We start from the raw sequence: 16,736 nt of genomic DNA on the forward strand, positions 1-16,736 counted from the left end.
ACGACAATATGTGGCAATATTCGAATCGTCAACAACTTTCGAAACATCGTCCATTTTCAGATAGTAGGATCGGCGCACCATGCTCAGCATTCTCAGCAGCACACCCGCCCTCGAGTCGCTCATCAATCCGGCGCAGGAGTTCGCCGTCATAGCAACCGGATTCCAATTCACCGAGGGTCCGGTCTGGACCCCAACTGACGGATCGCTCATCTTCAGCGACATCCGGAACGACACCCGCTGGCGGTGGACCGCGGAGCAGGGTGCGACGATCACCGCACGCCCCAACCGCATCGGCAACGGCATGACCGTCGAGCCCGGCGGCGCACTTCTCGTGTGCGAGCACGTCACCAGCTCGGTGGTGCGCGAGTATCCGGATGGCAGAACCGACGTCGTCGCCTTCCACTACGACGGGACCTACCTCAACAGCCCGAACGACGTCGTGGCCCGATCCGACGGCGCGATCTACTTCTCGGACCCTGATTACGGCCGCTGGGACCACGTCGTGGGCGTCCATCGCAAGCTCGAGCTCGGGTTCCAGGGTGTCTTCATGGTCCCGGCCGGAGGCGGCCCGACCCGCCTGCTCGTCAATGAGGACGAGTTCGACCAACCGAACGGCCTGTGCTTCTCCCCCGACGAATCCGTGCTTTATGTCGACGACTTGCGCGGCATCCGCGCTTTCGACGTAGCGGTCGACGGTTCGCTCTCCCATCCCAGGACGATCCATGAGGGCATGGGCGACACCAAGAACCCGGGCAGGGGCAACCCCGACGGCATGCGCTGTGACGAGGCCGGCAACGTTTGGTGCACGGCGCGCGGCGGCGTCTGGGTGATCAGCCCTGAGGGCGACCTTCTCGGGATCATCGAAACGCCCGAGACCGCGGCGAACCTCACGTGGGGCGGCGATGACTTCCGCACTCTGTTCCTGTGCACGTCCAGCTCGGTGCGCACGCTGCGTACCCAGGTCGGCCCTGCCCCGCGCGTGCGGGCGATGGTCGAGGAGAGAGGCGTCGTATGAAGATCCTCATCACGGGAGGCGCCGGATTCCTCGGCGACCGGTTGGCCCGGGCGCTGCTCGCCCTTGAGAACCTCCCGCTCGCCGGGGCCGCGCCCGGACCGGTCGAGCATGTCGTCCTCGTCGACCGGGTCGAACCGCGCGCCGACCTCCTCGCGGATCCCCGTGTCACCCCGGTGACGGGCGACGTGGCGCAACTGCTCCCCGGCATACTCGATGGCGTCGAACTCGTGTTCCACCTCGCCGCCGTCGTATCGAGCGAGGCGGAGCGGAACTTCGACCTCGGCATGCGCGTGAACCTCACGACGACCATGCAGCTCCTCGAAGCGTGCAGGCGCCTACCCTCTCCCCCGCGGCTCGTGTTCGCGAGCTCGCTCGCCGTCTTCGGCAGCACTCCCGCGCTGCCCCTGCCCGTTGTCATCACCGAGGACGTGCTTCCCACTCCTCAGTCGAGCTATGGCATCCAGAAGTTCATCGGCGAGCAGCTCGTCGCCGATTACGCCCGCCGCGGCTTCATCCCTGCGCGAACGGTTCGGCTCATGACGGTGACGGTGCGCCCCGGACTCCCTAACGCGGCGGCTTCGAGCTTCCTCTCCGGGATCGTGCGCGAACCCCTCGACGGCCGGCCGAGCAATAGCCCCGTCGGCCCGGAAACCCTCGTGGCCGTCACCTCCCCCGCGCGCACGGTCGAGGGACTCCTCCGGGCGGCCACTGCGAGAGACTCGGAGTGGGGAGCACACACCGCGGTGACGCTGCCCGCACTGACGGTGAGCGTCGGCGAGATCGTCGACGCACTGACCCGAGTAGCGGGCCCTGACGTGAGCGCGCTCGTAGGATGGCAGCCCGATCCAGCGATCGCCGCGATCGTCGAGAGCTGGCCCTCGCGGTTCGAAGCGGCGCGTGCCCGAGGGCTCGGGCTGAGCGCCGACGAGAACTTCGACACGATCATCCGCGCGTACCTCGACGACACCGTTCCGAAGGAGGCATGATGCCGGACGAGATCACCCGGATCGCCGCGGTCGGCTCCGGTTACATGGGCGGCGGGATAGCCCACAAGCCCGCGACGACCAGGTGCGGCGGTCCGCTTGAGTACGCGGTCTGCACGAGGCAGGAGCCGGAGAGTGCAGTGACGATAATCGCGACGAGTGCAACGATCGTGAGTCCGTCCCCTGGCACGAGTGCGAACCCGTGCAAGACGATGGTTTGCACGCGGTCGATAACGACCTTCGCGAGGGATGCGACGAATCCGAAGAGAATTCCGCCGGCGATGATGCAGAAGACCATCGGCGACCGCTTGCGGAAAAGGACGAAGCCAGCGGCAAGGATCGCGAGCACGCACGCGAGGATGATCAGTACGATGACCAACTGCTGTGTCTGGATGGGCACAGACGTTGTCGTGACGGCGGCCACCCCGACGAACACCCCGATCCCGCCGACGCACAACAAGATCGCGCGGATCGCCGTCTTGTCGAGCCGAATGCCGGTCGACCGGGCGTTGAGCAGCGCAGTGATGACAAGGGCCAGTGCGCCCAGCGGCTGCACGACAGTCAACGGTGCGAGAAACAAACTGATGAGCTGCAAAACAACCGCAACCCCCAGCTTCAGGGTGCCGACCAACCAGGCCGGGCGGCGGACCAGGGCAAGCAACTGCCCGATTCCGAGTCCGGTCTTCGCGCTGTCGCTGCTGGCCGCGTCGACGTTGGTCACCCCGCGATGTTGGAACTGTGCACCGAACGCCAAGAACACGGAACCAAGCAGCGCAACCGGTATGCCGAGCGCCTGAAGCGGCGACAACGTGACGAACCCGCTCGCCACGCCACCAACGTACTCGCCAGCGAATACCGGCATTCGGACTCATCCTCGGGTCACTCGCACTCGCGCCGGTGTTGGGGTTCGCTGCCGGCGGCGTCATCGGGGACGTCTTCGAGGCGAGGGAGAAGCACGACGACCAGGTGGACACAAAATTTCGCCGCCGGGTCACCGAATTGATGATGCTCCGTCACTGGGCGTTGGCGCTCTATGCAGTCGAGGTCGCCGAGGCCGAATTCGGCCGGCAGCTTGAGCCATTCGGCGGGACCATGTTGGTCTCCCGTCTCAGCACGGACGATGACCTCGCTCTTGCCCAGGTGTTGGGTGCCGGCGGATGAACCATCGCTCAACCGGGTTGCGCGGCTCAACGTTGCGAGCCTCAACCGGGTTGCCGTGAACCTCAGCGATCTCTGCCGCCGGTGACATCCGTCTGCGGAGAGTCCTCGCCGGGACCGGACTGCCCATGTCTCGGGTTTCCGGCAGCACCGTCGCCGCGGACAATCGGACTGCTCGGGTCGTCGTCGGCGCGTGGTGTCGTGCCGGCAGATTCGCCGCGAGATCGACCGCTGTCTATCGTCGGATCAAGCGTCTCGGCCTTCCTGGCCTGCTCATTTGAGTCCACCCGCAGGTCCTGGGCATCCGCCGCGCGCTGTGCGGACTCCTGGCGCAGTCGCTCCGCGTCGACCTCGGCTTGCTCCGCATCTGCTCGCGCGCGTGACGCCTTGGCCTCGTTCTCACGCGCGTCCAACTCGACTTTCTGGGCGTTCTGACGCAATTCAGCGGCTTGGTTTTTGTCAGCAATGCGCTGTTGTTCGGCGTGCTCCTGATTCCGCTTGCGTGCGAAGTAGATGATCACTCCCACGATGATGAGTACGACGACGATCCCGACGATGATCCAAACCAATGACATGGTATTCATCAAAACCCACCACTTTCCATATTCGGAGGAAGCCCTACTGTCAGTAAACTCCGAGGGCATCCGCGCGGCTAGGGCGGCGAATTGCTCGGTTCAGCGCTCGAGTTCAGGACAAGCGGGCGAGGCGCGCCCGCGCACAGCAATAGACCCCATATGCGATGAGCCCGATCCCGATGATCGTCAGGATCACGGCGCCGTATGGAAGTGCGACGAGTGACTTCAGTGCCCCGTCGAGTCCGCTGGCTTTACTGGGATCGAAGGTGACGGCCGCGATGACAAAGAGAATCCCGATGACGCCCAGGGCAACCCCTTTTGCGATGTAGCCGAGCATCCCGATCACAATGATGAGCTCGCCGACGGCTCCTGCAGGAACCACGATATCGTCGGTGAATTTCTTGGTTGCTCCGTTGAAGATGAAGTACACGCCGATTCCGCTGACGACGAGTCCGACCACGATGAGCAGAAAAACGCCGCCAGGGGCCGCGAGCACCGAGGCACTGAAATTTTGACTGGAATCCGCCGAGTTCGTGGATCCGCCGGCGGCGAAGATCAACGCGATGGCCGCGACGGCGAAATAGGCCACCGCCTTGCCGAAGTCGGCGAGGCGACGGGCCCATCTGCGTTTCGGGTCTGGGCCGACAACCACGAAGATCTGTACGATCTGCCACAGGCCGAGAGCCACCAGTCCGACCACGATGGCCCACAACAGCACGGCACCGCCTGGAGCCGCGGCGAGTTTGCCGAGTGCTCCGGATTGGTCGGCTTCGCCGCCTCCGCCGATTGCGACGCTGATCGCGATCGCGCCGATCACACCATGGAGCACACCATTGGCGGCGAAACCTGCTCGCGCCAGCACTCGGAGCGGTTCGTTCCCTTCCACACTGCGCGCTGCCTTGGCCGCGCCTTCTCCTGCCATGCCCACAGCGTAGTCCCGGATACGTCGAGTTCACCGGCGCGGTCACTCCGCGCCCAGGCCCATCGTCGCGGCCGCTCTGGGCCACCGGTCATCGCGACAGCGGCTCCAAGCCGCACCCCGCAACTGGGCACGCCGCATCCTGACACGGCGCAGATTCATCGACAGCGAGAACGACATCCAGCAGCAGCGTGAGGGAATTCGCGAGGTGCGGGTCGGCGATGGCATAGCGGGTCTGCCGCCCCTCGGCTTCGGCGACGACGATTCCGCAGTCACGCAGGCAGGTCAGGTGATTCGAGACATTCTGGCGAGTGAGTCCCAGCGTTTCCGCCAGCACGGCCGGGTAGGCGGGGCCATCCACGAGCACCATCAGGATGCGTGACCGCGTGGGATCGGCCATCGCTCGACCAAGTCGGTTCATGACGTCGAGGCGGGAAGTGAGTGTGCGCACCCGGCCATAGTACAGCGTTCGCTGTACTATATTTGCGCCATGACTGCTATCGTCGCCGTCACGGGATTTCCCCGTCGAGAGATGGAAGGTCGTCACCATGAACCTCTTACTCATCATCGTTGTCATCGTCGCAGTTGTGCTTCTCATCACCGGCGGCTTCGTGCAGTCACTTCAGTTCCTCCTCTGGGTCGGAATCGTGCTTGCCGTCATCGCCGTCATCCTGTTCATCTTCCGGGCGATGACCGGCAAGAAAAACGTCTAGAGCACGTCGGCACGTCGGCGCCATCGGCGGCGATCACCCAGGCGGTGACGGATGACTCGGCTGCGACGCAGCAACACGTCGCGTCCCGCCTTCAGCCGGGTGCGGTCCGGGCGCGGGTTCAGCTACCGCGACCCGGACGGCACCACCGTCACCGATCGTCTATTGCGCGCACGATTCGATGCACTCGTCATTCCACCCGCGTGGACCGACGTGTGGATTGCGCCCCACCCGAACGGTCATATCCAGGCGACGGGCATCGATGACGCCGGCCGACGTCAGCGCATTTATCACGCGGCCTGGCGAGAGCAGAGGGATATCGCGAAGTTCGACCGCGCGCTTGATCTCGCCGCCGCGTTGCCACCCGCACGAAGGCGTGTCACGCGAGTGTTGCGTTCGGGAGGCACGACCCGCGAGCGCGCACTGGCAGCGGCTTTTCGAATGCTCGATGTCGGATGCCTGCGGATTGGCAGCGAGCAGTACGCGCTGGACTACGGCAGCCGAGGAATCTCCACCCTGTTGTGCTCACACGCATCGACGCATGAGGGAAGCGTCGCCCTCACGTTTCCGGCCAAGAGCGGACAGATGTGGCAGAGCGAGATTGACGATGCCGATCTCGCGGCCTTTGTGCGAGCGCGCAAACGCCGCGGCCCCGACGCCCGGCTCTTGGCGTGGCAGGAGGGATCTACCTGGCAGGCCCTCTCTGCTGAGGAGATCAACGACTACATTCGCGAGCGCACCGGCGGGAGCTTCACGGCAAAGGATTTCCGCACACTTCATGGAACGTCGGCGGCGGCCACCAGCCTGGCCAAGCATGGGCCGGAACGCACGCAGCGCGCCCGTACGAGCGCGATCGCCGAGGCGATGCGCGAGGCGGCATCCGTTCTGGGAAACACCGCGGCGATCGCCCGCAAGAGCTACGTCGACCCGCGCATCGTCGACCTCTACAACGCGGGAACGACTCTCGACCTTCGCCCCGGCGGCGCCCCCGAATCACGGCTCATCGCGCTGCTCAACTCGTAGCCGGCGAAGTCGCGCATCTCTCGGACAGGTCAACGTCAACCCTTCGGCTTGCGCCCCATCGCCGCGCCCAGCATAAAGGCGACCACCGCAACACCGGCCAAGACGATACCCGGCCGTTCGCGGAGCTGACGGTGAATGAATCCCACGGACTCGTCCACGGAATGCTGAGCCTGTGACCTCGCCTCAGAAGCCGACTCTGCAACCCGCGATGTGGCGTCCCCTATTGCTGTTGAGACATCGTCGGCGATGCTCGTGGCTTTTTTCGCAGTGTCACGGAGAATGCCGCTGGCCGCATCCGCGACCGCATCAAGTTTGCTGTCGTCCGATGAACTCATAATGTCTCCTCTTGGATAATTCAATGCGCGAGCTTCGACTCACTAACCGAATCTCGCGCGACTGGTTAATTCCTCCCACGGTACGCGCGCCATGTGGATCTCACGAGGGTGCAATGTCGAGACGTGGCGGTTACTGCGTCGGGGTGTGATGACGTGCTGACCGGGGCAGCACCACGAGAACGACCACGAGCAGCACAAAGATCGCAGTGCCGGCGATGATCCCGGCGAGAAGCCCCGCCACCACGTCGAAGATGAACAGCACGACACCGGCAGTGAGCAGGGCCACCAAAAGTAGCGTCACCTTGAGAAGCCTGTTGCCGACCATCACCATCCACTCCTTTTCGTGACGCCGGAACAGGGTTCGGTGCAGGCTCACCGGCGCAAGCCCAACGGCCGTCGCCGACGCGGCGAGCACGACCAGCACGAGATACACCGTCACCTGAAAGCCATTCAGCTCGGAAAACCGTTGTTGAAAGACGATGGCCAGAAGAAAACCGCTGATGATCTGGGTGCCGGTTTGCGTCACCCGGAGCTCCTGAAGAATCTCATCCCAGTTTCGGTCGGACCGTTCGTTCGGTGTCTCGCCACGGCCATCACCGCTGGGTGTGGGATGCGCCGGGTCGGTCATCGGGTCACCTCCCTGTCGGTCGGTTGGTGCGGTGAGTCAGTGTGTGGTCAGCGTATGCCTGCATCCGAGCATCCGCTGAAATTCAGCGGGCGATCAGGGGGCGAGAGGCCTGACGGGTTGTCTGAGGATCGTCTTGAGCTTGGCGGGAGCCGTGCGCCGCGCGTCGCTGAGATAGATCTCGTGATGGTCGCCGTTGAAGGTGAGACCGTTGCCCGGAAGGTACTCGTGGTGCAGCCGGTCGAGGGTCGGTGCCTCGTCGTCGTACGGCCCGATGTGCAGAATCTGCACCGACATCCCCTCATCGAGCGTGATCAGGGAGAGGAGCTCCAGTGCAGGGAGGCCCTTCTTCGCCCGCACCGTCGCGAGCGCGGCTGCCACCATCTCGGGAGTGATCCAGTCGGGCTGGCTAATCATCATCGTCCAGTCCCACGCGCTCTTGTCGCGCGTGACGAAGACGTCCATCTCGGCCGCTCGCCAGAGGCCCTCCAACGGGCCGACGACGAAGTCCCGGCCGAGCGTCTTCTTACTCTCAAACTTGAGCGTGTAAGCGACGCTGTAGAGCGCCTCAACCGCCGCGGCATAGGCCGGCGCGGTGTTGGGGTCGCCGTGTCCGTCGACGGCGAGATACTGAGTATTCGGCACCTGGGCGATCGTGAACTGCTTCGCCGACGGAGTGAAGAGCTCTTTCCGGGCCACTTTGACGTCGTACTTCTCCATACTCATTTCCCTCTCGATCGTCGCCAGTGTTCGCGCGGTCCACTCCGCGTCGGCCATCAGCATGGTCTCGCTGTAGTCGAAGATGACGGATGCCGCCGCGGGCAGCGGTTGCTGCCGGAGTCGAGTCGCCCGCACCTCGGCGAGTTGCGCCCGCACCGCCTCTCCACGCTCCCTGAGTCGTTTCGCCACCTCGCTGTCAGGGAGGCCAGCAGTGTTGGCCACGGCCACGAGCACTCGAGCGCGCAGGGGCTCCAACGCGGCGAGAGCGTCGAGTGAAGCGGCGACGAACAGTTCGTGACCAGTCGCCGTGACCTGAAATGTGGTTCGCGACTTTCCGGTCCCGGCAACACCGATCGCCTCGATCAGCCCTCGCCCGGCGAGCTTGTCGAGTAGATAGTAGATCGACGAGAACCCGAGCGCGGTCCAGTTGCGCACGCCGCGCTCCTCGATCACCTTCTCCAACTCGTAGCCGTGGCGCGGGCTCTCGGAGAGGAGCCCGAGAATTGTCAGCTCGCCGTCGGTGAGAGTCTGGGTCATGGCGTTATTCTAGTACTGGAATGGCGCCTGGCAACGAGCACTCCACCGAGCACTTCAGAGGCCTGCGCCGCGACCCACCGCTCGTCGGGGTGTACTGCCAGGGCCTGTCTCACCAGAGAGCGCAGACATAGGGTCGCCTTATGGACACAAACATCATGTTGGCCGGCGGAGTCGAGATGCCCGCGCTCGGATTCGGCGTCTTCCAGACCCCGCCTGACGTCACAACGGAGGCCGTCACGGCTGCGCTCCGCACCGGATACCGCCTCATCGACACCGCGGCGGCGTACGGAAACGAACGTGAGGTCGGGGAGGCCATCCGCAATTCGGGCCTCGACCGCAACGAGATCTTCCTCGAGACGAAAGTCTGGATCAGCGACTACGGCTACGACGAAACGCTGCACGCGTTCGAGAAGAGCAGCCGCAAGCTCGGCGTCGACACCATCGACCTTTTTATCCTTCACCAGGCATTGCCGAGCGACTTCGACAAGACGGTGGATGCCTACCGCGCGTTGGAGAGGCTGCGTGCCGACGGCCGGGTGCGCGCGATCGGTGTCAGCAACTTCATGCCGCACCACCTGACGGCGTTGCTCGAACGCACCGAAGTAGTTCCGGCCCTGAATCAAGTCGAGGTGCATCCGTACTTCAGTCAACCCGAGGTGCAGAGAGCCAACGCCGACCATGGAATTGTGACGCAGGCGTGGTCGCCGATCGGCGGGATCACCTCCTACCGGGGTGACGGCAGCCGCAGCACATTCACCGATCCGGTCATCGGCGCGATCGCCGAAGCGCATGGCAAGACGCCGGCCCAGGTCATGTTGCGCTGGCACCTGCAGGAAGGCCGCTCCGCCATCCCGAAATCGGTCAGACCAGAACGCATCCAGGAGAACTTCGAGGTGTTCGACTTCGAGCTCAGCCCCGAGCAATTGAGCGCAATCAACGGTTTGGACACCGGCATCCGTGGCGGTCCGGAGCCGGAAGCCATCACGCTGGAGACTTTCGGGCGCGCAATTCCCGAGGCCTAGGCTTGCCCTATCCCCTCTGCGTGCTCTTCGTCCGAGCACGCAGATGGATGCGCTGCCCGGCTTTTCCGAACATGCTCAAAATTTCGACGGGCGCGGCACCGGCTGAGCCGAACCAGTGCGGATTCTGCGTGTCGAACTCGGCTGCTTCGCCGGCCCCGAGCACGATGTCATGCTCACCGAGCACGAGTCGAAGCCGGCCGGAGAGAACGTAGATCCACTCGTACCCTGAATGCGATCGCAGATCGACGTCGCGCTCTGACGCGGGGATCGTGATCTTGTAAGCCTGGGGCTCACCCTGGTGCTGGGAGAGCGGGGTGAGGATTCGTCCGTCTGAGCGGGTCTGTCTCTGCGGCACACGGGGGTCCTCGATTCTCGGCGAGGTGACGATCTCGTCCAGAGGCACAGCCAATGCCGCAACGATCGGCAGAAGCAGTTCTAGGCTCGGCTTCCTGAGCCCGGATTCGAGCCGTGACAGGGTGCTCCTCGAGATCCCTGTGGCCGTCGCCAACTCGTCCAACGTCACGTTCTTCTTCTGACGGATGCGTCGCAGCCGGGGCGCGATCTGGCTCAGCTCGGTCGCGATGCGTTGCGTGGCACTCATCTGGCCATGCAACCACGGTGTCCCTGTTTCGGCAACAAAAGTCCCACTTTTGTGCATCCCGGTGTCACCGTGGAACCGGAGGTGGTGACCATGACCAACAATTCTCACCATGATGTGATCGTGCTCGGGGCCGGCGCTGCGGGGCTGAGCGCCGGGCTGGTTCTGGCTCGGGCGCAGGCCGACGTGATGCTGATCGATTCCGGCAGCCCCCGCAACGCGGCAGCAGCACACATGCAGGGCTTTGTTTCGCGCGACGGAATGCCCCCTGCCGAGTTTCTGTCGATGGGCCGCCAGGAGATCTGCGGCTACGGCGGCACCGTCGTGTCGGCGTCGGTCGCCGCGGTCACCCGGCGCGACGACGACTGGATCACGGTCACCCTGACCGACGAAAGAGCCCTCGAGGCCAGGGCGCTGCTCGTCGCGACCGGATTGACCGATGAGATCCCCGACCTGCCCGGCGTTCGCGAGCGCTGGGGCAGCCTGGTGCATCACTGCCCGTACTGCCACGGCTACGAGGTTCGGAACCAGGAGATCGTCGTGATCGGCGGGCCGGCACGGGCGATGTCGCTCAAACAGGCCGGCCTGCTGCGGCGGTACAGCGACCGGGTGACCCTGGTCACCAACGGGATCGAGATGACCGATGACGAAACGCGCCGCCTCGAGAAGTTTCGAGTGCGTATCGTCGACGGCACGGTGTCCCGGTTGATCGGCGACACCGGAACGCTCGACGGGATCGCACTCACCGATGGGCGCACCGTTGGCTGTGACGCCGCCTTTATCGCCCCGCGGCCGCGCCCCAATGACGGCCTCTTGCGCTCCCTCGGCTGCGCGATCGACCCGCAGACGGCCTTCGTCGCCGTCGACGCGGCCGGCCAGACCAGTGTTCCCGGCGTCTGGGCCGCCGGGAACGTCGTCACCCCGAGCGCGCAGGTCATCAGTGCGGCCGGCGCGGGCAGTTCTGCCGCGATCGCGATCAACGGATGGCTTCTCGACCAAGACCTCAATCGGGCATCCGCTCGGTGACGACTCAACCACCTCAACCAGTTCATCCACCCACGCAACCTGGCCCGCTCTGACCCACCCGCACGCCCCTCTCACCCTAAGGAATCTGATGTCACACCCCGCCACCCCGCCCGCAACCGCCCCCCGCCTGCCCTCGATCCACGCAAAGGCAGTGATCACCTGGATCGCCATCTTCCCGCTCGTCACGCTCGGGTTCTACGCCATCGCGCCGTTCGCGACCGACTGGAATCCGGTGCTGCGCGCGTTCGTGCTTTCGATCGTGGTCGTTCCGATCGCCGTGTACCTCGTGGTGCCGCAGCTGATGCGTGCCTACGGAAAGTTCCAGGGCGCTCGGCGATAGCGTTCGCGATTCGACACCCGGCGAGGATGGTCGGACGATGCCCTCGTGCGTCATCTCCGCTATTCTCGACGTGGTGACCGACCCGACTCTGCGCCTTCCGGCGAAAACCTTCCGCGCCGTCCTCAATCTCGGACCTCTCCCGGTCGGCGGCCCGCCGCTGCCCGCCCGGTTTACGCAGCTAGAGTTCGATGCTGAACTGCTCGAAGACGGCGGCACCGAGATCGCTGCGTTCTACATCGAGTTCGCCGACGGACAGCTGCATCTCGAAGTCACCAACGACCGCATCGAGCACCACTTCCACGGCGCGGCCGGGGAACACGCGGATGCGAGCCCGTGGTCGAACGACGACACCGACGCACTCCTCGCCTGGGCCACGATTCACATCGCCTATCTTCTTCCGATCCTTCCCGACCTGCTCGCCGACATCGACGAAGCCGCGGAATGGTGCGACATCGGCTTGCCCGTCTACGCCCGCGACTACGAGCCTGTTCCCTTGCAAATCGTCGAGGTCGAGGTCGAGGGTGACCTGCTGATGCTCCCCTGGCTCGGTGCCGGACAGGTCGATCACGAGCACCTCGATGGTCCCGATGAGCCGATCGCGCTGCTGTGGACACCGAACGACGAGCCGGCGGATGTGCCGATCGCGAAAGCTTGGCTGGACCTCGGAACCGGACACCCGGCATCCGCGGCAGAACCAGGTATCGACTGGACGGCGGTCGGGCTGCCCGAAGCGGAGGTGCTCGCCTGGTTCGAGGGTTTCTACCTCAACCACCAGGTCATCGCCGACCCGGCCGACCTGATCCGGGTGGCGGCGATGAAGCGGATCGCCGGGTTCGACCACTAGTCGGCCTCCGTCTCCCGCGCCCCGGCGCGGTGTATCCCCGCCGGCGCGCGCTCTACCCCGCGCCCACCGGGATACACCGCGCCGAGACTGTCGGTCATGCCTTTGGCGCACGAGGGCGCGCGTGACCTAGACTGCGAAAATGGTCGACTTTATCGTCGCGGGGCTAAGCGCCAACTCCGTGCCGTATCTTCAGGCCCTGGATCTGCAACGCGAAATACATGCGTCTGTGGTCTGTGGGCTGGCGCCTGATACCGTCATTTTCCTTGAGCACCCCTCGGTTTACACCGCGGGGAGACGCACGGATGACTCCGAACGGCCGACGAACGGCCTCGAAGTCATCGATGTGGACCGCGGGGGAAAAATCACCTGGCATGGCCCTGGCCAACTGATCGGATACCCGATCCTGCGGCTGCCGGACCCAATCGACGTGGTCGATTATGTGCGACGGCTCGAGGGTCTGCTGATCGACGTTCTCGTTGAACTCGGCGTCGACGGGCAACGCATCCGCGGCCGATCCGGAGTGTGGATTTCGCGTGACGGGCGTGACGAGAAGATCGCCGCCATCGGCATCCGCGTCGCCGAAGGCGTCACGATGCATGGCTTCGCGCTCAACTGTTCAAACGACTTCGACGCCTACGATCACATCGTCGCCTGCGGCATTCGCGATGCCGGCATCACCTCAATCAGCGCGGTCCTGGGCCGCACGGTCGATCCGGCCGACGTGGTCCCCCTCATCCAGGCGCGCTTCGCCGCCGCAATCGAAAACACAAACACCTCAGGCACACGCCTCGAGACCACGGCCGTCAAGAATCCGGCCGTCGAGAACGGTGCCATCCAGAACACTGGCACCGAGAGCAGTGCCGTCGAGAGCAGTGCCGTCGAGAACACACCTGCCGAGGTCGCCGTATGAGCGCGGCACCCGACGGGCGAAAGATGCTGCGCCTCGAGATTCGCAATACCGAGACCCCCATCGAACGCAAGCCAGAGTGGATCAAAACCAAGGCGCGGATGGGCCCCGAGTATCGCGCACTGCACGATCTCGTGAAGGGCGAAGACCTGCACACGGTCTGCCAAGAAGCGGCCTGCCCCAACATCTACGAGTGCTGGGAAGACCGGGAGGCAACGTTTCTCATCGGCGGGTCCCAGTGCACCCGGCGGTGCGACTTCTGTCAGATCGACACCGGCAAACCGGCGCAATACGACACCGATGAACCGCGCCGGGTCGCCGAATCCGTCGTGAAAATGAACCTGCGCTATTCGACCGTGACCGGAGTCGCCCGCGACGACCTGCCCGACGAAGGCGCATGGCTGCATGCCGAAACCGTGCGGCAGATTCACGCCCAGAGCCCGGGTACCGGAGTGGAGATCCTCGCCACCGACTTCTCCGGCAACCCCGACCTGCTCGCCGAGGTGTTTTCCTCGCGGCCAGAGGTGTTCGCGCACAATGTGGAGACCGTGCCGCGACTGTTCAAACGCATCCGCCCGGCCTTCCGTTACGAGCGCTCCCTCGACGTTCTCACGCAGGCGCGCAGCGCTGGGCTGATCACCAAGTCGAACCTGATTCTCGGCATGGGCGAGGAACGCGGCGAGATCACCCAGGCGCTGCAGGATCTGCACGATGCGGGAACCGACATCATCACGATCACCCAGTACCTGCGGCCCACTCCCCGGCACCTGCCGGTGGACCGGTGGGTGCGCCCCGAGGAGTTCCTCGAGCTCAAAGCCGAGGCCGAAGCGATCGGCTTTCTCGGGGTGTTGGCCGGGCCGCTCGTGCGTTCGTCGTATCGGGCCGGCCGGCTCTGGGCGCAATCGATGCAGGCCAAGGGTCGGGTGATTCCCGAGAACCTCGTGTCATTGGCGGATGCCTCGCTCGGGTTCGCGCAGGCCGTCTAGTCGGGCGGGCGCCGCGCGGGTCCGCTGCCGTCGCGCGGGTCGAAGGCGGCATGGTGGTGGACGAATATCACCATTCTCGGTGGTCGAGGAGCGAGCGCCAGCGAGTGTCTCGAGACCTCGCGAGCCGATGTTCGAACTCAAGCCGAGTTCAAGGATCGGCTCGCGAGATCTCGAGACGCGGCCTCCTTCGTCGGCTGCTCCTCGATCAACGAAAAGGCCATTTACCTAATAGACACGGGCTCGCTGCGCTCGCTCGTTCCTCGACCAACGGGATGGTCGCCCCTCGCGCTCAGCAAATGCGAGGTCCAGGTCCGGTCGGTGCGCCGTACATCATCGGCGGGACCTGCTGCCGCACTGGGCGTCCTGGGTTCTTTCCGCTGCGGTCGGCATCCCGCTCATCGGGGCGGGCACTATGGCGCCACCGTCGCGAAACGCATGCCGGCAAGCGCTCAGACGCTGCGCCTCTCAATGAGGATGGTGTCCCGCCAGTGCCCGGCAAATGGTCCGTGGCTCATGAGGCCGACCCGCTCCCTGATGCCGATGCGTCGAAAGCCTGCGCGTTCATGCAACGCCAAGCTGGCCGTGTTTTCGGGAAAGAGGGAGGCCTGGAGTGTCCAGATCCCTGTGTTCTCGCTCGCAGCGATGAATGCGGTGAGCAGGGTAAGTCCGACCCCGCGTCCGGCAGCTTTCGGGGCGACGTAGATGGAGTGCTCGGCGACACCTGCGTACACGGGGCGTGTGGAGACCGCGGAGGCGGCGGCCCACGCAATCGCGGTGTCGTTCTCGTCGGTCGCTACCCACCGAAGAGCGGCCGGCTTGGAACCCACAAACTGCTCCCACGATGGGGGTGCGGACTCAAATGTCGCATTGCCCCCGTCGATGCCAGCGCGGAAGATGCGTTCGACCGCTGGCCAGTCCTCGTCGCGCATCAGTCGCGTCGTGACCGGGAGGAGCATTAGCTGCAGCAGCTTCGTGTCGTGACCGGGAGAAGCACTAGCTGCAGCAGCTTCCCGTGGCGGCGGCAGCCGCCGGCGTTCCGCACGAATCGCCCTCACGCGCAGCTGCGACGGGGAGGGTTCCGTCGCTGGTCGGAAGGGCGGTCGAGCACACACCCGTTTCGGGAAGAACGAGCTGCACGATGCGCGCGGCTTCCTTGTTGCCGGCCAGCTCGTCAGCGATGGAGCGCACCTGCTCATACCCGGTCAGCAGTAGGAAGGTCGGAGCACGCCCATAGCTTTTCATCCCGGCGATGTAAAAGTTCGGTTCGGGATGCGCGAGCTCATCGACACCGTGCGGGTACACGGTTCCGCAGCTGTGCAGGTTCGGGTCAATGAGCGACGCGAGCTGCGTGGGCGCCTCCACGATCTCATCGAGGCTGAGCCGCATTTCACGCAGGATGTCGAGATTGGGGCGGAAGCCGGTCGCGTTCACGACGACATCCGCTTCAATCGAGGCCGCTTCACGGCGACGACGCCCAACGACCTCGACGCGCCCGTTTGCCGCCGGCCGCACGTCGTCGATCTCGAACCGGTCGACCAAGGCGACCTTGCCGGCCCGCACCAGGTCGTGCACCGCGGTGCCGAGTTGTCCGCGGGCGGCAAGTTCGTCGTTCTCCGAGCCGAAAACGCGCACGGGGCTGACCGAGCGCACCGCCCAGGTGATGGTGGTTCCGGGCGTTTCGTCGGCGAGCTGGGCCAGCTTGAGCAGCGTGTTCGCGGCGGAGTGGCCCGCGCCGACCACGAGGGTGTGCTTGCCGGCGAACTGGGAGCGATCGGTGCCGAGCACGTCGGGGAGCGCGTGCGTGATGTTCTCGGCGACCTCAGCGGCCGCGGCCGGCTGCAGTCCGCTGGAGAGCAGGCCGTTCGGGGTTGAGTAGGTGCCGGAGGCATCGATGACCGCGCGGGCGAGCTGCTCGGTGGTGCCGTTCGCACCGTGCACGCGCAGGAGGAACGGTGCGGAGGCACGGTTGTTCGAGCGGGTGCGATCCATACCCTGACGGGAGACGGCCGTCACCCGACTGTCGTAGCGGATGCGCGTGGCAAGTTCCGGGGTCTCGGAAAGGGGAACGAGGTAGTCGGCTACCAGGTCGCGGCCGTACGGGAGTCGTTTCGCCGCGGGGGCATCCCAACCGGCCGTATCGAGTAGACGGGCGGCGGCCTCGTCGACGAGCACGTCCCACGGAGAGAACAGCCGGGTGTGTCCCCAGGACTGCACGGCGGCACCGGCCGACGCGCCCGATTCGAAGACGACGACGTCGAGCCCCCGTTCGAGGAGCTGTGCGGCGGCGGCGAGCCCGATGGGGCCGGCGCCGATGACGGCGACGGGCAGCCCGGCGAGGCGGTCGAACGAGGAGCGGCCGGTCGCCGGGGCAGTCGTGAGGGGAAGTTCCGTGATGGTCATGCGTGCGCTCCTT

21 protein-coding genes are annotated in these 16,736 nt (G+C 65.1%); 11 read left to right on the forward strand and 10 right to left on the reverse strand.

Annotation, left to right across the window (positions count from 1 at the left end):
• The first annotated feature begins 79 nt into the window (after positions 1-79).
• The gene (locus ABD791_RS10145) at positions 80-1,015 is read left to right on the forward strand and encodes an SMP-30/gluconolactonase/LRE family protein (protein WP_345065747.1); all 936 of its coding nucleotides are present in this window, start codon (positions 80-82) and stop codon (positions 1,013-1,015) included.
• A complete protein-coding gene (denD, locus tag ABD791_RS10150) occupies positions 1,012-2,001 on the forward strand; it encodes a D-erythronate dehydrogenase (RefSeq protein ID WP_345065750.1) in 990 nt (329 codons plus the stop codon). The genes ABD791_RS10145 and denD overlap by 4 nt, the downstream gene beginning before the upstream one ends.
• Before the next feature lie 40 nt (positions 2,002-2,041).
• Here the strand turns inward: denD and ABD791_RS10155 are convergent, their stop codons facing one another.
• Positions 2,042-2,860 (reverse strand): DMT family transporter, encoded by an 819-nt coding sequence (locus tag ABD791_RS10155; RefSeq protein WP_345065753.1) that lies wholly within the window; start codon positions 2,858-2,860, stop codon positions 2,042-2,044.
• 35 nt (positions 2,861-2,895) lie between these two features.
• On the opposite strand from ABD791_RS10155, the gene ABD791_RS10160 reads away from it, so the two are divergent.
• Positions 2,896-3,159 carry a hypothetical protein gene (locus ABD791_RS10160; RefSeq protein WP_345065756.1) on the forward strand — a complete coding sequence of 88 codons (264 nt, stop codon included), beginning with the start codon at positions 2,896-2,898 and terminating at the stop codon, positions 3,157-3,159.
• 62 nt (positions 3,160-3,221) lie between these two features.
• On the opposite strand, the gene ABD791_RS10165 is transcribed toward ABD791_RS10160, so the two are convergent.
• The 3 genes from ABD791_RS10165 to cmtR all read right to left on the reverse strand — a co-directional run bounded on the left by ABD791_RS10165 (position 3,222) and on the right by cmtR (position 5,101).
• Positions 3,222-3,740 (reverse strand): DUF6479 family protein, encoded by a 519-nt coding sequence (locus ABD791_RS10165; protein ID WP_345065758.1) that lies wholly within the window; start codon positions 3,738-3,740, stop codon positions 3,222-3,224.
• A gap of 103 nt (positions 3,741-3,843) precedes the next feature.
• The gene (locus tag ABD791_RS10170) at positions 3,844-4,653 is read right to left on the reverse strand and encodes a DUF1206 domain-containing protein (RefSeq protein ID WP_345065760.1); all 810 of its coding nucleotides are present in this window, start codon (positions 4,651-4,653) and stop codon (positions 3,844-3,846) included.
• An 88-nt stretch (positions 4,654-4,741) separates the two neighbouring features.
• A complete protein-coding gene (gene cmtR / locus ABD791_RS10175; protein WP_345065763.1) occupies positions 4,742-5,101 on the reverse strand; it encodes a Cd(II)/Pb(II)-sensing metalloregulatory transcriptional regulator CmtR in 360 nt (119 codons plus the stop codon).
• Positions 5,102-5,198: 97 nt separating this feature from the next.
• Between cmtR and ABD791_RS10180 the strand changes: the two genes are divergently transcribed.
• Positions 5,199-5,363 carry a hypothetical protein gene (locus tag ABD791_RS10180; RefSeq protein WP_345065766.1) on the forward strand — a complete coding sequence of 55 codons (165 nt, stop codon included), beginning with the start codon at positions 5,199-5,201 and terminating at the stop codon, positions 5,361-5,363.
• 51 nt (positions 5,364-5,414) lie between these two features.
• Entirely contained in the window at positions 5,415-6,383 is a 969-nt protein-coding gene (locus tag ABD791_RS10185) for a DNA topoisomerase IB (protein WP_345065769.1), read from the forward strand.
• 35 nt (positions 6,384-6,418) lie between these two features.
• Here the strand turns inward: ABD791_RS10185 and ABD791_RS10190 are convergent, their stop codons facing one another.
• The 3 genes from ABD791_RS10190 to ABD791_RS10200 all read right to left on the reverse strand — a co-directional run bounded on the left by ABD791_RS10190 (position 6,419) and on the right by ABD791_RS10200 (position 8,600).
• On the reverse strand, positions 6,419-6,718 hold the full coding sequence (locus ABD791_RS10190; RefSeq protein ID WP_345065772.1) for a hypothetical protein: 300 nt from the start codon (positions 6,716-6,718) through the stop codon (positions 6,419-6,421).
• Between the two features lie 130 nt (positions 6,719-6,848).
• The gene (locus ABD791_RS10195) at positions 6,849-7,346 is read right to left on the reverse strand and encodes a DUF6328 family protein (RefSeq protein WP_345065775.1); all 498 of its coding nucleotides are present in this window, start codon (positions 7,344-7,346) and stop codon (positions 6,849-6,851) included.
• Positions 7,347-7,439: 93 nt separating this feature from the next.
• Positions 7,440-8,600 (reverse strand): GyrI-like domain-containing protein, encoded by a 1,161-nt coding sequence (locus ABD791_RS10200; RefSeq protein ID WP_345065778.1) that lies wholly within the window; start codon positions 8,598-8,600, stop codon positions 7,440-7,442.
• A gap of 140 nt (positions 8,601-8,740) precedes the next feature.
• On the opposite strand from ABD791_RS10200, the gene ABD791_RS10205 reads away from it, so the two are divergent.
• Positions 8,741-9,622: an aldo/keto reductase gene (locus tag ABD791_RS10205; protein WP_345065781.1), complete on the forward strand. Its 882-nt coding sequence runs from the start codon at positions 8,741-8,743 to the stop codon at positions 9,620-9,622.
• 7 nt (positions 9,623-9,629) lie between these two features.
• On the opposite strand, the gene ABD791_RS10210 is transcribed toward ABD791_RS10205, so the two are convergent.
• A complete protein-coding gene (locus ABD791_RS10210; protein ID WP_345065784.1) occupies positions 9,630-10,223 on the reverse strand; it encodes a helix-turn-helix domain-containing protein in 594 nt (197 codons plus the stop codon).
• A gap of 90 nt (positions 10,224-10,313) precedes the next feature.
• Here ABD791_RS10210 and ABD791_RS10215 point away from each other — a divergent pair, with 90 nt between their 5' ends.
• The 5 genes from ABD791_RS10215 to lipA all read left to right on the forward strand — a co-directional run bounded on the left by ABD791_RS10215 (position 10,314) and on the right by lipA (position 14,323).
• The gene (locus tag ABD791_RS10215) at positions 10,314-11,246 is read left to right on the forward strand and encodes an NAD(P)/FAD-dependent oxidoreductase (protein WP_345065787.1); all 933 of its coding nucleotides are present in this window, start codon (positions 10,314-10,316) and stop codon (positions 11,244-11,246) included.
• Between the two features lie 88 nt (positions 11,247-11,334).
• Entirely contained in the window at positions 11,335-11,586 is a 252-nt protein-coding gene (locus tag ABD791_RS10220; RefSeq protein WP_345065790.1) for a putative antibiotic biosynthesis monooxygenase, read from the forward strand.
• A gap of 37 nt (positions 11,587-11,623) precedes the next feature.
• On the forward strand, positions 11,624-12,430 hold the full coding sequence (locus ABD791_RS10225) for a hypothetical protein (protein ID WP_345065793.1): 807 nt from the start codon (positions 11,624-11,626) through the stop codon (positions 12,428-12,430).
• Positions 12,431-12,569: 139 nt separating this feature from the next.
• Positions 12,570-13,340 carry a lipoyl(octanoyl) transferase LipB gene (gene lipB / locus ABD791_RS10230; protein ID WP_345065796.1) on the forward strand — a complete coding sequence of 257 codons (771 nt, stop codon included), beginning with the start codon at positions 12,570-12,572 and terminating at the stop codon, positions 13,338-13,340.
• On the forward strand, positions 13,337-14,323 hold the full coding sequence (gene lipA / locus ABD791_RS10235; protein WP_345065798.1) for a lipoyl synthase: 987 nt from the start codon (positions 13,337-13,339) through the stop codon (positions 14,321-14,323). The genes lipB and lipA overlap by 4 nt, the downstream gene beginning before the upstream one ends.
• A 449-nt stretch (positions 14,324-14,772) precedes the next feature.
• Here lipA and ABD791_RS10240 read toward each other — a convergent pair whose 3' ends face one another.
• Both ABD791_RS10240 and ABD791_RS10245 read right to left on the reverse strand, forming a co-directional pair.
• Positions 14,773-15,279 carry a GNAT family N-acetyltransferase gene (locus ABD791_RS10240; protein WP_345065800.1) on the reverse strand — a complete coding sequence of 169 codons (507 nt, stop codon included), beginning with the start codon at positions 15,277-15,279 and terminating at the stop codon, positions 14,773-14,775.
• 37 nt (positions 15,280-15,316) lie between these two features.
• A complete protein-coding gene (locus ABD791_RS10245; RefSeq protein ID WP_345065803.1) occupies positions 15,317-16,723 on the reverse strand; it encodes an FAD-dependent oxidoreductase in 1,407 nt (468 codons plus the stop codon).
• Between the last annotated feature and the right edge of the window lie 13 nt (positions 16,724-16,736).

Source organism: Glaciibacter kafniensis (assembly GCF_039538945.1).
Classification (GTDB): domain Bacteria; phylum Actinomycetota; class Actinomycetes; order Actinomycetales; family Microbacteriaceae; genus Cryobacterium; species Cryobacterium kafniensis.

Excerpts from the sequence above, each read along its gene's own strand:
- ABD791_RS10145 (WP_345065747.1), top strand. The coding sequence starts at position 80 with ATGCTCAGCATTCTCAGCAGCACACCCGCCCTCGAGTCGCTCATCAAT.
- denD (WP_345065750.1), top strand. The coding sequence starts at position 1,012 with ATGAAGATCCTCATCACGGGAGGCGCCGGATTCCTCGGCGACCGGTTG.
- ABD791_RS10155 (WP_345065753.1), bottom strand. The coding sequence starts at position 2,860 with ATGCCGGTATTCGCTGGCGAGTACGTTGGTGGCGTGGCGAGCGGGTTC.
- ABD791_RS10165 (WP_345065758.1), bottom strand. The coding sequence starts at position 3,740 with ATGAATACCATGTCATTGGTTTGGATCATCGTCGGGATCGTCGTCGTA.
- ABD791_RS10170 (WP_345065760.1), bottom strand. The coding sequence starts at position 4,653 with ATGGCAGGAGAAGGCGCGGCCAAGGCAGCGCGCAGTGTGGAAGGGAAC.
- ABD791_RS10180 (WP_345065766.1), top strand. The coding sequence starts at position 5,199 with ATGAACCTCTTACTCATCATCGTTGTCATCGTCGCAGTTGTGCTTCTC.
- ABD791_RS10185 (WP_345065769.1), top strand. The coding sequence starts at position 5,415 with ATGACTCGGCTGCGACGCAGCAACACGTCGCGTCCCGCCTTCAGCCGG.
- ABD791_RS10190 (WP_345065772.1), bottom strand. The coding sequence starts at position 6,718 with ATGAGTTCATCGGACGACAGCAAACTTGATGCGGTCGCGGATGCGGCC.
- ABD791_RS10195 (WP_345065775.1), bottom strand. The coding sequence starts at position 7,346 with ATGACCGACCCGGCGCATCCCACACCCAGCGGTGATGGCCGTGGCGAG.
- ABD791_RS10200 (WP_345065778.1), bottom strand. The coding sequence starts at position 8,600 with ATGACCCAGACTCTCACCGACGGCGAGCTGACAATTCTCGGGCTCCTC.
- ABD791_RS10205 (WP_345065781.1), top strand. The coding sequence starts at position 8,741 with ATGGACACAAACATCATGTTGGCCGGCGGAGTCGAGATGCCCGCGCTC.
- ABD791_RS10210 (WP_345065784.1), bottom strand. The coding sequence starts at position 10,223 with ATGAGTGCCACGCAACGCATCGCGACCGAGCTGAGCCAGATCGCGCCC.
- ABD791_RS10215 (WP_345065787.1), top strand. The coding sequence starts at position 10,314 with ATGACCAACAATTCTCACCATGATGTGATCGTGCTCGGGGCCGGCGCT.
- ABD791_RS10220 (WP_345065790.1), top strand. The coding sequence starts at position 11,335 with ATGTCACACCCCGCCACCCCGCCCGCAACCGCCCCCCGCCTGCCCTCG.
- ABD791_RS10225 (WP_345065793.1), top strand. The coding sequence starts at position 11,624 with ATGCCCTCGTGCGTCATCTCCGCTATTCTCGACGTGGTGACCGACCCG.
- lipB (WP_345065796.1), top strand. The coding sequence starts at position 12,570 with ATGGTCGACTTTATCGTCGCGGGGCTAAGCGCCAACTCCGTGCCGTAT.
- lipA (WP_345065798.1), top strand. The coding sequence starts at position 13,337 with ATGAGCGCGGCACCCGACGGGCGAAAGATGCTGCGCCTCGAGATTCGC.
- ABD791_RS10240 (WP_345065800.1), bottom strand. The coding sequence starts at position 15,279 with ATGCTCCTCCCGGTCACGACGCGACTGATGCGCGACGAGGACTGGCCA.
- ABD791_RS10245 (WP_345065803.1), bottom strand. The coding sequence starts at position 16,723 with ATGACCATCACGGAACTTCCCCTCACGACTGCCCCGGCGACCGGCCGC.